Below are 13,762 nucleotides of genomic sequence, written 5' to 3'. Positions count from 1 at the left end.
TGACCCACCGCGTTCGCCAGCAAGCCGGCTCCTACAAGGGATGTGATCAACCTGCAGGTTTCGCCAACCGCTCCAACAAGGCCTTACGTTCATCCTTGGGCAACCCACCCATCTTCTCCACCGCAGCAAAGAACGCGGGCCAATCCCCGTCGACCTGCCTGAATACCTTCTCGAACGCCGGCACCCATTGGTCATACAGCCCGACCGGCAATAGCCGCGCGTTATTCATTGGTGCGTAGACCCAACTGTCAAAGCGTTTGTCGCCACCCCATTGGCCGTCCCTCAGTCGCCGGTACTCACTGCGCAGGCGCTCGAACTCGGCCGCTTTGCGCTGACGCATCACGTCTGGAGCCAAGGGCTGGGCATACAACACTTTCAAGCGATCACGAGCGTTAAGCACCAATTGCGTCAGTTGATCGCGACGCTGGATTTCAGATGATGCTGTCTCAGCAGGCATTCCACGCGCCGTGCGCCATTGCCGGGTACCTTCCTCTTCCACGAACGTGGCGTAGGACTCGTTGAATTCGCTGTCATCCTTTACATAAAAGCGCTGATGCGCCAGCTCATGGAAGATCAGCGTCGCCAGCCGTTCATCACCCCAGTTCATCATCGAACTGATGATCGGGTCGTTGAACCAGCCAAGCGTTGAATACGCCTCGACGCCGCTGACATACACATCCTTACCCTCAAGCTTCTGCAATGCCGCTTCGCCCCGAGCCGCGCCCTGACTGTAATAGCCGCGATAGGCCACACAGCCCGCAATCGGGAAACAGTGCGTAATCGGGTCGAGGGAAAATTCGCCCGTCGCGAAGACGTTCCAGACCACGTAAGGGCGATGGATGTCGGCGTACAGACGATAGCTTTTGTTATCCGGGAGATGCAGGTGCTGGCTGGCGAATTCGCGAGCCTGTTGCGATTTGAGCAGACGGTCGCGCAATTTGGCGTCGCGTTGCGGATCGGCAATCACGTCCGCTATCGGTTCACGTGCTCGCAACAAGGCCAACTGCCCGTTAGCCAATTGCGTGTAATAGGAAAGACTGGAGCAACCGCTGAGGAGTAAAATCGCCAGCATCGGCAAGCCGCGCCGCGCCCACGAGATGTTCAATCGATTCATGCAGCGGCCTTAACGTCGAAATACAAGAGTTGCCTACCGCCAGCGTTATGCCGCAGAGCCGGTCCATGACGCAACTACCATTGTCACCTGCCTGAATGTGGAGTCTGTCATGCGCTTGCCACTGTCAATCATTGCCCTGAGTCTACTGGCCGGATGCGCAGGCCCGCTGCCCGCGGTCGACCCGCAACAGGCTTGGGTCGATCTGCACACTTTCACCGGCAAGACGCTGATGGCCGATAAGCTTGACGGTGTGCGCACCGAAGATGGCCGCTATTTTCAGGTGAAACCGGGCAAGCACAAGCTGGAAGTGCGCTACGACTATGAATACGCGCCTGGCGGATTGGGCATGTCGATGGACATTTACAACGAGCTGACCTGCTACGTCACGGTCAACTATGACCACTTCGAGGCCGGGCACCGTTATCGTCTGGATGTGCGCCACATCGCCAATAACATCGACGCACAATTGCGGGATGAACAGCGCAAGGTGCTGGCGGAAGAGGGTGAGATTTTTTGCATTCCGTGAGGCACAGGACTGGATGACGCGCCACGCTGTGGGAGCGAATCATTCGCGAGACGTCTAGCTGGGCGCAGGGGAGGCGTCGAATGTACCGGCCAATCGCGAATGAATTCGCTCCCACGGTCGATTTGTGGCGACTCTAAACCTACCGATCATTCTTCTGATAAATGATCTTCTTCGTGCCGTTGTCGCAAGTGCCCACAACCATATTCGGGTCTTGAGCTTCTTCGTTGCTGACGATCTCGAGCGTGTAGGAGCTAACGTTCTGCGCCTGGATCTTGGCTTCGATCTCGGCCTTCAGCTCCTCGCAAGGTTTGGGAGCGGCGAACACGCCGGTGGTCAGTGCGCTGAGGATCAGGGTGGTGGCTAAACGTTTCATGCTCGACTCCTTCGATGCCGTGCGATACGCATCGGCCTTTCATCTGACCATACCTGTCCGAAGCGGTTCTTCCGACCCCGAAAACGCAGATGACCCGCATGTGCGGGTCATCCAGGTCATGCGGCCAGTGCAGGATTAGCCGACCAGCGTGGCGTCCAGGGTGATCTTGGCGTTCAGCACTTTGGAAACCGGGCAGCCTTCTTTGGCTTTGGCGGTCAGCTCATCGAACTGGGCTTGAGTCGCGCCCGGCACTTTGGCCTTGAGGATCAGATGCACAGCGGTGATCGAAAACCCCTCGCCGTCCTGGTCGAGGGTGACTTCAGCCTGGGTATCGATACTCTCGGCCTTCAGATTCGCGCCGCCGAGGATCATCGATAGAGCCATGGAGAAGCAGCCAGCGTGGGCTGCGCCGATCAGTTCTTCCGGGTTGGTGCCCTTGCCGCCTTCGAAGCGAGCCTTGAAGCCGTAAGGCGCTTCACGCAGGACGCCGGTTTCAGTGGAGATGCTGCCAATACCTGACTTCAGGTCACCTTCCCAGTGGGCGGATGCTTTTTTGACGATGCTCATGGTGTCTCCTCATCAATTTTCGTGCGATTGACTCGCACATGGACCAAAAGTCTGAGAAGTGTAGAAGGGACTTAGTTCCACGGTTGTGACGCGCGTGTTTTATTTGCCAATCTCTGCAGCGATAAATCCGACCAAATTAGTAGGAAATTTCTTCTTAGCCATTGCAACCTTGAAATCCGGCCTTATCCTAGAGCCTTAACGCAAATATTTAGGCTTAATGCAGGTTTTGCTCTCGCGCCCAGAAGCTTCCGGCGCCCGACCAAGCCCCCAAGAGGATCAATCACGGCCTATGAAACGCTTAGCTGATGTGAAGATTTCCACCCTCGACCTGGTGCCGGTCCGCGAAGACAAAGGCCCGGCGGTATCGTTGCGCAACTCGCTGGACTTGGCTCAACACGTCGAGAAATGGGGTTACACCCGTTTCTGGGTTGCCGAGCACCACAACATGGACGGCATTGCCAGTTCCGCGACCTCGGTGTTGCTGGCCTACCTGGCTGGCGGCACTTCGACCATTCGCGTGGGCTCGGGCGGCGTCATGCTGCCTAATCATGCGCCGCTGGTGATCGCCGAACAGTTCGGCACCCTGGCCAGCCTCTATCCCGGTCGTATCGATCTGGGCCTGGGCCGCGCGCCTGGCTCCGATCAAATGACCGCCCGTGCCTTGCGCCGTGAACGCTCCGGCAGCGCCGACGACTTCCCGGACGATGTTGCGGAATTGATGAGTTACCTTGGCCCGCGCCAGGCCCATCAACGGGTCATCGCCGTGCCAGGTAGCAACACCAACGTGCCGATCTGGCTGCTGGGCTCAAGCCTGTTCAGCGCGCAACTGGCGGGGCAACGCGGCTTGCCGTACGCCTTCGCCTCGCACTTCGCGCCGCGTTTCATGCATGAGGCGATTCGCGTCTATCGCAATCACTTCCAGCCTTCGGCGGTGCTCGATAAGCCCTATGTGATGCTCGGTGTGCCGCTGGCCGCCGCCGATACCGACGAGCGCGCTGAATACCTGGCGACTTCGGTGTATCAGCGCATTCTCAGTCTGATCCGCGGACAAAGCCTTATGCAAAAGCCACCGGTCGAGAGCATGAATGGCTTGTGGCTGCCCCATGAGCGCGAGGCAGTAATGGACTTCTTCGGCATTGCAATGGTCGGCGGCCCGGAAAAGATCCGCGCCAAGCTGGATGTGTTGCTGGAGCAGACTGACGCTGACGAGCTGATTTTTACCTGTGACATGTACGAGCATGCGGATCGGTTGCGTTCGTACGAAATTCTGGGGCAACTGGCGAAAGGCTGATGTTTCATGCCATCGCCGCGATGGACTGCTTTCCAATGAACCCTGAATAAGCTGTGGGTGAGCTTGCTCACGGAGAGGCCAGTACATCCACAGCTCATGCAGAGGCTAACAGTCAGCTTTCGTGAGCAAGCTCCCACAAAGGTTGGGTCAGGCTGGAAATCGAATATCGCCATTGAGTCAGCCACAAAAAACCGACGCCAATGCGTCGGTTTTTTATTGGTGCGACGGGCCAGATCAGCCGCGTTTATAAACCAGTTCCTTGCTACCGCCTTCGCAGGTGCCGACGACTTTGCCGTCAGCCGCGCTGCCTTTATCCACAGCTTCCAGCGTATAGGACACCACGCCCTTGGCTTTGATTTTCGCATCGATGTCCGCCTTAACGTCATCGCACGATTTACCGGCTGCCATGGTGGTGCCCGCAATGCTCAACAACCCTACCGCTAAAAGAATCTTCTTCATCGGTCACACTCCCTCGTCAGGCGCTTTCAAGTAAAAGGCCGCTCGAAAAAAGCGGCCCCATCACATGATCCTCGCGTCGAAATCACGACAGCGCGGTATGTATAGCGAAGGTTGTGGCATTCAGCCAATTCAAAAGTTCATCAACTGTTATCAAGGCGGAAGCCTACTTTGAGAGTCACCTGAAAGTGCGCGACCTTGCCGTCCTTGATGTGACCTCGAGTTTCCAGCACTTCGAACCACTCCAGCAATTTCACGGTTTCGGCCGCTCGGGCGATTGCATTCTGGATCGCGTCATCGATGCTGGTAGTCGACGAGCCGACCAGTTCAAGCAACTTGTAGGTGTGGTGATCAGACATGGCAGTTCTCCAAGTGGGCTTCTATGGGAGCGTAGCAGTGAATTTGCTCTCTACGTCTGTCGTGGAAAGCGGCCGAAAAGTTCACAAATAAAAGGCTCTGCGAAACCGCACTGCACTTTCTGAAAACCCTGTAGTCGGAATCAACACACGCCACTCATCACTGCAGGAGAGTCAAATCATGGCATTCACGTCATCCCGTAAAGCGTCTTTGCAAAGTATGGAAGCTGAGATCGAAAGTCTGCTCAAGTCGTTGGAGAGCTTGAAGTCGGACGCTTCGGACGAGTCGCGCAAAACCCTGAAGACCCTCAAAGCCAATGCCGAAAGCGCGCTAGGCCATTCACGCAGCCTGTTGAACGATGTCTATGAAGACGTCAAGGTGAAGACCCGCGAAACCGGCGTGGCTACTCGTGACTACGCGCAGGAGCACCCATGGACTACAGCCGGTGTCGCCGTTGGCGCGATCGGCCTGCTGGCAGCCTATCTGCTGTGCAAACGCGGTAACTGATTACACCCCACCTGAATGCGCCAGCTCCCGCCTCAGCCATTGAGCCAGCTGCTGTGCACGCCCGTCAGCGGCACGTTTAGGTACCCATAACGCCAGTTGCGCCGGGGTTTCACTGAAACCCCATGGCGCAGCGAGGCGTCCAGCCCTCAGGTCGTCGGCCACTAGTTGTTCAGGCGCAATTGCAACTCCCAGCCCCGATACAGCCGCTTCCAGCAAGTAATAAAGATGCTCGAACCCCTGACCGTAACTAAGCGCGTCGGGATTGATGCCGTTCTGTATCGCCCAGCTCGGCCAGGCCTGCAAGCGCGACATGGTATGCAGCAACAGCTCATCGATCAGCGCCTCCGGCGGCGCATGACGCAATGATTCGAATCGCGCGAAACGAGGGCTCAACACAGGACCAATGCGTTCGCTTGCCAGTTCAAAGACCTGCATATCAGCAGGCCAGGGCGGTTCGGCGAACACCAGCAACGCGTCCAGACCCGGCCGCCGAGGATCAAGATCACCTTCACCGGCAGACAAATGCAGGCGCAAGTCCGGCAGATCGGCATTCAGCCGGCCCAATCGCGGAATGAACCAGCGCGCCAGCAGACTGCCCGAGCAGCCCAACACGAAGGGCGCGTCCGCGCTGCCCTGACTCAATTCGGCACAGATGCCGCGCAGGCGATCGAATGCCTCACCGCTGGCATCGCGCAGCCTGACGCCTGCATCTGTGAGTTTAAGGCCGCGCCCGTCCTTGCTGAACAAGCTCACACCCAGATGCTCTTCCAGCACTTTCAGCTGGCGGCTGACGGCACCATGGGTTACGTGTAGTTGTTCAGCAGCCTGACTGACGCTGTTGAGGCGGGCAGTGGTTTCGAACGCGCGCAGGGCATTAAGCGGGGGAAGGTCTCGGCTCATGGTATCTGTGAGTTTTTCTGACAGGTTGCCGCGATCTTATCGGTTTTCATCGGACATGGCGCTGGTTAAAGTGTGTTCACTGCCTCAACGGCTCACCTATTCGTCACCTCGGAGGTCTTCACCATGACCCAGACCCAATACAGAAACGGCCCAGATGCCCGCGGCATGTTCGGCGCATTCGGCGGTCGTTACGTTGCCGAAACTCTGATGCCGCTGATCCTTGATCTGAACCGCGAGTACGAAGCGGCGAAAGAAGATCCTGCATTCCTCAAGGAATTGGCTTACTTCCAGCGCGACTACGTCGGTCGTCCAAGCCCGCTGTATTTCGCCGAGCGTCTGACCGAATACTGCGGCGGCGCCAAGATATATCTCAAGCGCGAAGAGCTGAACCACACCGGCGCGCACAAGATCAACAACTGCATCGGCCAGATCCTGCTGGCACGGCGCATGGGCAAGAAACGCATCATCGCCGAGACCGGCGCGGGCATGCACGGCGTGGCTACTGCCACAGTCGCTGCGCGTTTCGGTCTGGAGTGCGTGATCTACATGGGCACCACCGACATTGAGCGCCAGCAGGCGAATGTGTTCCGTATGAAGCTGCTGGGCGCCACCGTGATCCCGGTCGTGGCTGGCACCGGCACCCTGAAAGACGCGATGAACGAAGCGCTGCGTGACTGGGTAACCAACGTCGATAGCACCTTCTACCTGATCGGCACTGTCGCCGGCCCGCACCCTTACCCGGCGATGGTTCGTGATTTCCAGGCCGTGATCGGCAAAGAGACTCGCGAGCAGTTGCAAGAACAGGAAGGCCGTCTGCCGGACAGTCTGGTGGCGTGCATTGGCGGCGGCTCCAATGCCATGGGCCTGTTCCACCCGTTTCTGGATGACACTACTGTGCGCATCATTGGGGTCGAGGCGGCCGGTCACGGCATTGAAACCGGCAAGCACGCTGCCAGCCTGAACGGCGGCGTACCAGGCGTGCTGCACGGCAACCGCACCTTCCTGTTGCAGGACGACGACGGCCAGATCATCGACGCCCACTCGATTTCAGCAGGTCTGGACTATCCCGGCATTGGCCCTGAACACGCTTGGTTGCATGACATCGGTCGCGTCGAATACACCTCGATCACCGATGACGAAGCCTTAGCCGCATTCCACCAATGCTGCCGTCTGGAAGGCATCATCCCGGCGCTGGAAAGCGCCCACGCCCTGGCCGAAGTGTTCAAGCGCGCACCGACGCTGCCCAAGGATCACCTGATGGTGGTCAACCTGTCCGGACGCGGTGACAAGGACATGCAAACCGTCATGCACCATCTGGATCTGTCCAAGCAGGAGAAACACTGATGAGCCGCCTGCAAACCCGTTTTGCCGAGCTGAAAGAACAAGACCGCGCCGCGCTGGTGACCTTCATCACCGCGGGCGACCCGGCCTACGACACCTCCCTGGCGATCCTCAAGGGTCTGCCCAAAGCCGGTGCCGATGTGATCGAGCTGGGCATGCCCTTCACCGATCCAATGGCTGACGGCCCGGCGATTCAGCTGGCCAACATTCGCGCGCTGAACGCCAAGCAAAATCTGGCGAAAACCTTGCAGATGGTGCGCGAGTTCCGGGCAGAAGACAGCACTACGCCTCTGGTGCTGATGGGTTACTACAATCCGATCCACAACTACGGGGTCGAGCGTTTCATCGCTGAAGCTCGTGAGTCGGGCGTCGACGGCCTGATCGTGGTCGACCTGCCGCCCGAGCATAACGGCGAGTTGTGCGACCCTGCGCAGGACGCCGGCCTGGACTTCATCCGCCTGACCACGCCGACCACTGACGACGTTCGCCTGCCGACCGTACTCAACGGCAGTTCGGGCTTCGTCTACTACGTCTCGGTGGCCGGTGTGACCGGTGCAGGTTCGGCGACCATCGATCACGTCAAGGAAGCGGTGGCGCGCCTGCGTCGTCACTCTGATCTGCCAATCAGCGTTGGTTTCGGTATTCGTACGCCCGATCAGGCCGCAGCTATCGCTCGCGTTGCAGACGGCGTAGTCGTCGGCTCGGCACTGATCGATCACATCGCCAATGCGCAGTCGCCAGATGAAGCGGTCAGCAACGTGCTGAAGCTCTGCTCGGAGCTGTCCGAAGGCGTTCGTAAGGCTCGTGCGTCCTGAAGGTAAAGTTCCTGATACAGAGGAATCTACGCCTCAGTTAGCAGACTAAGCAGCACAGCAAAGGGGTTCAGGACCAGGTTCTGAACCCCTTTTTGCTGAATTGAATTCGCTTAGGAGCGCGCTACATGAAAGTCTCGAATCGTTTGATCGCAGGGTTGGGCGTGTTGATGGTCAGTGCCAGCGCGCTGGTACACGCAGCGCCTCCAGATCAACGTGGCGGCCATGACGACCGTGGCGCCGGCCAGCATGAGGAGCGTGGCCGACAAGGTAGTCCGCAGGACAATCGAGGCGATGACCGCGGTGATGACCATCGTGCTGACGACCGTGGCGATGATCGTCGCGGGGGGCGTCCGCCTGAAGACTTTGGTGACGTTCGGCGCACGATTCAGGAACATCGAGATGTTATCGGACGTGGCCAGCCGCTGCCGCCTGGTGTGCATGTCGTGAAAGGCCGCCCGCTGCCAAGCGGCTATGGCCGGCGTCTGGATGCTCGCTCGCAGCAGTACCTGCCGCGTTACGATGGCTACGAATGGCGCCGCCTCGGCCCGGACATCGCACTGGTCGCGATTGGCAGCGGGATCGTCTACGAGATTCTGGAGGGTGTGTTGAACTGAGGCATTTGCCAGGCGCATGGGACAAAGCTGTGGGAGCGAACTCGTTCGCGATGCGGTGGTACATCCGTAGCATATTTATCGGATGTACTGGCCTCTCGCGAATGAAGTCGCTCCCACAGGCGGATTGCGTTCGCTGCTCACTTGCTGAACATCCCCACGTTCAGTTTTCGCACCTCGCCCATCCAGATCGCATGCTCGGTGTGGTCGGCCAGATCATCGCCAGTCGACGGGTGAGTGAAGATCACCAGCCCGTTTCGATTCAGCGCGAGATACAGCATCACATCGGCAAATTGCGAATGAGCGAACGCCAACTGGCAGCTCCAGTCCGGGTGCGGGCCTACGGGCCGCTCATGCACCCGCCCCATGCGAATATCGAATTTCGCCGCCACGCTCTCGCATAGCGCCCGCGCCTGCTCGATTGTCTGGGCATCGAAATAAACGTGAGCGTGATAAGTCTCGACTGATGACATGTCCGGTTCTCCTCAGGGTGCCAGCCGCGTTGCTGCTAGTCTCAAAGAACGAGAGTTATCCACAGTCCCGGAGCAAACGCCATGAAGAATGCAGAAACGCCGGTGATGAAGGTTGCTTTGTTCGGCGCCATCAGCAGCTTTGGCAGCGCGTTGATGGCTGAACTGCTGCGCTGCCAGCATGAAGTCATCGCCATTGTGGACGACCTTAATGTGCTGGCCCCGCGTCCAGGTCTGCGTACCAAGGCCGGAAACCTGTTCAGCGCCGACAGGGTATGCGAGAGCATTGCAGGCTGTTCGGCGGTAATCGTCCTGCTCGACGCGAAGATTTTTCCCGTGGGGCCTGCCCATGAACGCGAGCCAAAAAACCTGAAGCCCGAAGAGCAACTCATCGCTACGCAGACAATGCTGACCTGCCTGCGGCGCATGCAAATCAAACGGCTGATCCTGGTCGCCGACATTCAGCTGTTGCCAGACCAGCCGCTGGCCGATTACCAGGACCCCAACCTCGATCAATTCCAGGCATCGGCACTGATCGTCGACTCATTGCGCAACAGCGACGCTAACTGGACGCTGGTCAGCGCGCCGCAAGGTGTGGCAGGGCTGAGCATCGAGCATTTCAGCCAGACTGCGGGAACCGTGGAGCCAGGGCTGGAGGTGCCGTTGGAGGTGCTGGGCCGCGTGGCTGCCGGTATCGCGGATGAACTCAAGCTCAACCTGCATGTGCGCCAGTATGTGAATTTTGTTGTTTGAACCGACCTCGCGTAGGAATTCGCTTCCACGGATAAACCACACCGCCACCCTGGAGCGAATAAAAACGGCGATGACTTACACCGCAATCGATGGCAACGGCTTGCCGATCAATGAATCCCCGCTCAACGCCTGCTCAATTTTTAGCCAATCGACAAATCGCTGCACAATTTGCACCCGACGTTTGCGCTGCGGCAGGACGATGTAATAGCCGTAGGCGGAGATTGCCGTGGCCGCGATCGGGCGGCATAACAAACCCTGTTCCAGCAGATCATCGACCAGATGCCGCCAACCGATCGCCACGCCCTGACCGCCGATCGCGGCCTGAATCAGCAGCGTGTAATTGTCGAATCGCAACTGACCCGGCGCAGGCATCTGGGCGATGTTCAGGATGCGGAACACGCCGGCCCAGTCGAACCAGTTATTGCCGCCTTCACCGCGCAAATGCAGCAGCGCAAACTCCTTCAACGCCTCGGCGGGCAGGGGCAGGTCACGCCCGGCGAGCAATTTTGGGCTGCACACCGGGAACACTTCCTCGCTGAACAGCCAATGGCTTTCCCCCTGTTTGAATCGCCCGTCGCCAAACAGCACAGCGACATCGATATCGGCGCGCAGCATGCTGTGGCTGCGCTCGCTGGTCACCAGGCTGACATCTACGTCGGGGTTGTCTTTGTGGAAGCGATGCAGACGCGGCATCAACCAGTATGCGGCGAAGGCGAAGTCGGTCGCGACCTGAAGTACTTCATGCTGATGCTGATCTGTGATCAGGCTCAGCCCGGCATCCATCGACTGCAATCCGGCCTGCACATGATTGAACAGAATCTCGCCAGCGTCGGTGAGTTCGATGCCGCGGTAGATCCGGTCAAACAGGCGCGTTGCCAGTTGTTCTTCTAATCTTTTGATTTGCTGGCTAATGGCCGGCTGAGTGGTGCCAAGTTCTACGGCGGCCGCCGTGAAACTGCGCAGACGCGCGGCTGCTTCGAAACCGCGCAGCAGGTCCAATGACATATCACCGAGGGAATTAAACATAAGGCTGGCTTATCCTAGGCATTGCGTTCTGTGGGCTTTACCGCTGATCTTAAGGGTCCCATCCTCTGGAACAGCAATTTCGCATAAATATTCACTATGGAATGCCGCGAAGATATGAAGCGCAAGAATATTCTTTTCATCATGGCCGATCAGATGGCCGCGCCGATGTTGCCGTTTTACGCGTCATCTTCAATTAAAATGCCGAATCTGAGCCGCCTCGCCGCTGAGGGCGTGGTATTCGAAGCTGCCTATTGCAACAGCCCACTATGCGCACCGTCTCGGTTTACCCTAGTCAGCGGTCAGCTGCCGAGCAAGATCGGTGCTTACGATAATGCGGCTGATTTCCCTGCCGACGTCCCGACTTATGCTCACTACCTGCGCCGCCTGGGTTACCACACGGCGCTGTCTGGCAAGATGCATTTCTGCGGCCCCGATCAATTGCACGGTTACGAAGAACGCCTGACCAGCGACATCTACCCGGCTGACTATGGCTGGGCGGTCAATTGGGACGAACCGGACGTGCGCCCGACCTGGTATCACAACATGTCGTCGGTGCTACAGGCCGGCCCATGCGTTCGGACCAATCAGCTCGATTTCGACGAAGAAGTGGTGTTCAAGGCCCAGCAATACCTGTTCGATCATGTGCGTGAGGACGGTGATCAGCCGTTCTGCCTGACGGTGTCGATGACTCACCCCCACGACCCATACACCATTCCCAAGGAGTACTGGAATCTCTACAACGACGACGAGATTCCGATGCCACCAGCACCCCCTGCCCAGGCCGATCAGGACCCACATTCCCAGCGTCTGCTCAAGGTCTTCGATCTGTGGAACAAGCCGCTGCCGGAAAACAAGATCCGCGATGCCCGTCGTGCCTATTTTGGCGCGTGCAGCTATATCGACGATAACGTTGGCAAGTTGCTCAAAACCCTGGAAGACACCGGCCTGGCCGACAACACCATCATCGTGTTCTCGGGCGACCACGGCGACATGTTGGGCGAGCGCGGCCTCTGGTACAAAATGCACTGGTTTGAAATGTCCGCCCGCGTGCCGCTGCTGGTGTACGCTCCGGGGCAATTCAAGGCCGCTCGCGTGAAGGCTGCCGTATCCACCGCCGACCTGTTGCCGACCTTTGTCGCGCTGGCCGAAGGCGATCTGGAAGCCGGTCTGCCGCTGGATGGACGTTCGTTGTTGCCGCATCTGCAGGGCGAAGCGGGTCATGATGAAGTGTTCGGCGAGTACATGGCCGAAGGCACCAACAGCCCGTTGATGATGATTCGTCGCGGCGCTTACAAATTCATTTATTCGGAGCAGGACCCATGTCTGCTGTATGACGTGTACAACGATCCGAAAGAGCAGGAAGAGTTGAGCCAGTCTGAGGCTCATCGCGAGCTGTTCAACGCGTTCCTGGCCGAGGCAAAGGCCAAGTGGGACATTCCGGCGATACACCACCAGGTGCTCGCCAGCCAGCGTCGTCGGCGTTTCGTCGCCGAGTCACTGGCCCTCGGCAAGCTGAAGAGTTGGGATCACCAGCCGCTGGTAGACGCCAGTCAGCAATACATGCGCAACCATATCGATCTAGACGATCTGGAGCGCAAGGCCCGTTATCCACAACCTTGAACCCTGCCAACATCCAGAAAACCAAAAAGGGGCACACCATGAAGAAGTTGTTCGCGACGCTGGCGGTTACGGGGATGAGCTTGAGCAGCGTCGTTGCATACGCCGCCGATGCAAGCTGCAGTACGGTCAGGATGGCCGATCCGGGTTGGAGCGACATTGCGGCGACCAACGCCACGGCGGGCTTTCTGCTCGACGGCCTGGGCTATAAGGCCAAGGTCGATACGCTGGCAGTGCCGATTGCCTATGGTGGTTTGAAGGACGGTCAGCTGGACGTTTTCCTGGGCAACTGGATGCCAGCGCAACAGGGCTTCTATGACAAGTTCATCGCCACGGGCGATGTGACGCAGTACGCGAAGAATCTGGAAGGCACTGAGTTCACTCTGGCCGTACCTGATTACGTCTATGACGCAGGCGTGCACAACTTCGAGGACCTGAACAAATTCGCCAACAAGTTCCACAAGAAGATCTACGGCATCGGCTCCGGGGCTCCGGCCAACGCGTCGATTCAGGAGATCATCAAGAAGAACGAGTTCGACCTGGGCGACTGGAAGCTGGTCGAGTCCAGCGAACAGGCGATGCTGGCCGAAGTGAAGCGCAACGTGAAGAAAAACGAGTTCGTGGTCTTCCTCGGCTGGACCCCGCACCCGATGAATGTGCAGATCAAAGGCATGCACTATCTGAAGGGCGGCGAGAAGTACTTCGGCGACACCGGCAGCGTCTACACCGTGACCCGCAAAGGCTACGCCGACGCCTGCCCGAACGTCGCCAAGCTGTTCTCCAATCTGACGTTCACGCAGGACATGGAAAACAGCATCATGCAGGAAGTCGACAGTAAAAAAGTCAGCAACACTGACGCAGTGAAGGCCTGGATCAAGGCCAATCCGGCAGTGTTGGATAAGTGGCTCGACGGCGTGAAAACCATCGATGACAAAGACGGGCTGACGGCGGTTAAAGCCAAGTTGTAATCGCCATACGCTCTTGGGATCCCCGGTCTCAAGGGCGCTGTTGAGCCTGTAGGAGCCGGCTTGCTGGCGA

Annotated in this window: 17 protein-coding genes; 9 read left to right on the top strand and 8 right to left on the bottom strand. The window is 58.3% G+C overall.

Annotation, left to right across the window (positions count from 1 at the left end; all coding sequences use genetic code 11):
- Window positions 1–46: 46 nt before the first annotated feature.
- A complete protein-coding gene (locus ACRER8_RS21090; protein ID WP_431748132.1) occupies window positions 47–1,114 on the bottom strand; it encodes an aminopeptidase in 1,068 nt (355 codons plus the stop codon).
- A gap of 109 nt (window positions 1,115–1,223) precedes the next feature.
- Here ACRER8_RS21090 and ACRER8_RS21085 point away from each other — a divergent pair, with 109 nt between their 5' ends.
- Window positions 1,224–1,640 (top strand): hypothetical protein, encoded by a 417-nt coding sequence (locus ACRER8_RS21085; protein ID WP_431748131.1) that lies wholly within the window; start codon window positions 1,224–1,226, stop codon window positions 1,638–1,640.
- A gap of 139 nt (window positions 1,641–1,779) precedes the next feature.
- On the opposite strand, the gene ACRER8_RS21080 is transcribed toward ACRER8_RS21085, so the two are convergent.
- Together ACRER8_RS21080 and ACRER8_RS21075 are read right to left on the bottom strand one after the other, a co-directional pair.
- Entirely contained in the window at window positions 1,780–2,013 is a 234-nt protein-coding gene (locus tag ACRER8_RS21080; RefSeq protein WP_431748130.1) for a DUF1161 domain-containing protein, read from the bottom strand.
- A 135-nt stretch (window positions 2,014–2,148) separates the two neighbouring features.
- Entirely contained in the window at window positions 2,149–2,580 is a 432-nt protein-coding gene (locus ACRER8_RS21075) for an OsmC family protein (RefSeq protein ID WP_431748129.1), read from the bottom strand.
- A gap of 289 nt (window positions 2,581–2,869) precedes the next feature.
- Here ACRER8_RS21075 and ACRER8_RS21070 point away from each other — a divergent pair, with 289 nt between their 5' ends.
- Entirely contained in the window at window positions 2,870–3,871 is a 1,002-nt protein-coding gene (locus ACRER8_RS21070; protein WP_431748128.1) for an LLM class flavin-dependent oxidoreductase, read from the top strand.
- Window positions 3,872–4,105: 234 nt separating this feature from the next.
- Here ACRER8_RS21070 and ACRER8_RS21065 read toward each other — a convergent pair whose 3' ends face one another.
- On the bottom strand, window positions 4,106–4,330 hold the full coding sequence (locus ACRER8_RS21065) for a DUF1161 domain-containing protein (RefSeq protein WP_431748127.1): 225 nt from the start codon (window positions 4,328–4,330) through the stop codon (window positions 4,106–4,108).
- Window positions 4,331–4,470: 140 nt separating this feature from the next.
- Entirely contained in the window at window positions 4,471–4,686 is a 216-nt protein-coding gene (locus ACRER8_RS21060) for a dodecin (protein ID WP_431748126.1), read from the bottom strand.
- A 178-nt stretch (window positions 4,687–4,864) separates the two neighbouring features.
- On the opposite strand from ACRER8_RS21060, the gene ACRER8_RS21055 reads away from it, so the two are divergent.
- Window positions 4,865–5,191, top strand: a complete 327-nt coding sequence (locus tag ACRER8_RS21055; protein ID WP_431748125.1) for a DUF883 family protein — start codon at window positions 4,865–4,867, stop codon at window positions 5,189–5,191.
- Here the strand turns inward: ACRER8_RS21055 and ACRER8_RS21050 are convergent, their stop codons facing one another.
- Window positions 5,192–6,091: a LysR family transcriptional regulator gene (locus tag ACRER8_RS21050; protein ID WP_431748124.1), complete on the bottom strand. Its 900-nt coding sequence runs from the start codon at window positions 6,089–6,091 to the stop codon at window positions 5,192–5,194. It abuts the gene before it with no gap.
- A 123-nt stretch (window positions 6,092–6,214) separates the two neighbouring features.
- Between ACRER8_RS21050 and trpB the strand changes: the two genes are divergently transcribed.
- The 3 genes from trpB (at window position 6,215) to ACRER8_RS21035 (ending at window position 8,861) form a co-directional block, all read left to right on the top strand.
- Window positions 6,215–7,435: a tryptophan synthase subunit beta gene (trpB, locus tag ACRER8_RS21045; protein WP_431748123.1), complete on the top strand. Its 1,221-nt coding sequence runs from the start codon at window positions 6,215–6,217 to the stop codon at window positions 7,433–7,435.
- Complete coding sequence (gene trpA, locus ACRER8_RS21040; protein WP_431748122.1) at window positions 7,435–8,247, top strand: tryptophan synthase subunit alpha; 813 nt, start codon at window positions 7,435–7,437, stop codon at window positions 8,245–8,247. The genes trpB and trpA overlap by 1 nt, the downstream gene beginning before the upstream one ends.
- A 125-nt stretch (window positions 8,248–8,372) precedes the next feature.
- Window positions 8,373–8,861: an anti-virulence regulator CigR family protein gene (locus ACRER8_RS21035; RefSeq protein ID WP_431748121.1), complete on the top strand. Its 489-nt coding sequence runs from the start codon at window positions 8,373–8,375 to the stop codon at window positions 8,859–8,861.
- Window positions 8,862–8,998: 137 nt separating this feature from the next.
- Here the strand turns inward: ACRER8_RS21035 and ACRER8_RS21030 are convergent, their stop codons facing one another.
- Window positions 8,999–9,331, bottom strand: coding sequence for a DOPA 4,5-dioxygenase family protein (locus ACRER8_RS21030; protein WP_431748120.1), 333 nt, complete (start codon window positions 9,329–9,331; stop codon window positions 8,999–9,001).
- A gap of 81 nt (window positions 9,332–9,412) precedes the next feature.
- Here ACRER8_RS21030 and ACRER8_RS21025 point away from each other — a divergent pair, with 81 nt between their 5' ends.
- On the top strand, window positions 9,413–10,081 hold the full coding sequence (locus ACRER8_RS21025; protein WP_431748119.1) for an NAD(P)-dependent oxidoreductase: 669 nt from the start codon (window positions 9,413–9,415) through the stop codon (window positions 10,079–10,081).
- A 75-nt stretch (window positions 10,082–10,156) separates the two neighbouring features.
- On the opposite strand, the gene ACRER8_RS21020 is transcribed toward ACRER8_RS21025, so the two are convergent.
- On the bottom strand, window positions 10,157–11,107 hold the full coding sequence (locus tag ACRER8_RS21020; RefSeq protein ID WP_431748118.1) for a choline sulfate utilization transcriptional regulator: 951 nt from the start codon (window positions 11,105–11,107) through the stop codon (window positions 10,157–10,159).
- A 114-nt stretch (window positions 11,108–11,221) separates the two neighbouring features.
- On the opposite strand from ACRER8_RS21020, the gene betC reads away from it, so the two are divergent.
- Together betC and choX are read left to right on the top strand one after the other, a co-directional pair.
- On the top strand, window positions 11,222–12,727 hold the full coding sequence (gene betC, locus ACRER8_RS21015; RefSeq protein WP_431748117.1) for a choline-sulfatase: 1,506 nt from the start codon (window positions 11,222–11,224) through the stop codon (window positions 12,725–12,727).
- A 38-nt stretch (window positions 12,728–12,765) separates the two neighbouring features.
- Window positions 12,766–13,692: a choline ABC transporter substrate-binding protein gene (gene choX, locus ACRER8_RS21010; RefSeq protein WP_431748116.1), complete on the top strand. Its 927-nt coding sequence runs from the start codon at window positions 12,766–12,768 to the stop codon at window positions 13,690–13,692.
- The last annotated feature ends 70 nt before the right edge of the window (window positions 13,693–13,762 follow it).

The organism is Pseudomonas sp. (assembly GCF_050739935.1).
Taxonomy (GTDB): domain Bacteria; phylum Pseudomonadota; class Gammaproteobacteria; order Pseudomonadales; family Pseudomonadaceae; genus Aquipseudomonas.
The sequence above is the reverse complement of the archived record's forward strand: the minus strand, read 5'-3'. Positions and strand labels throughout refer to the sequence as shown.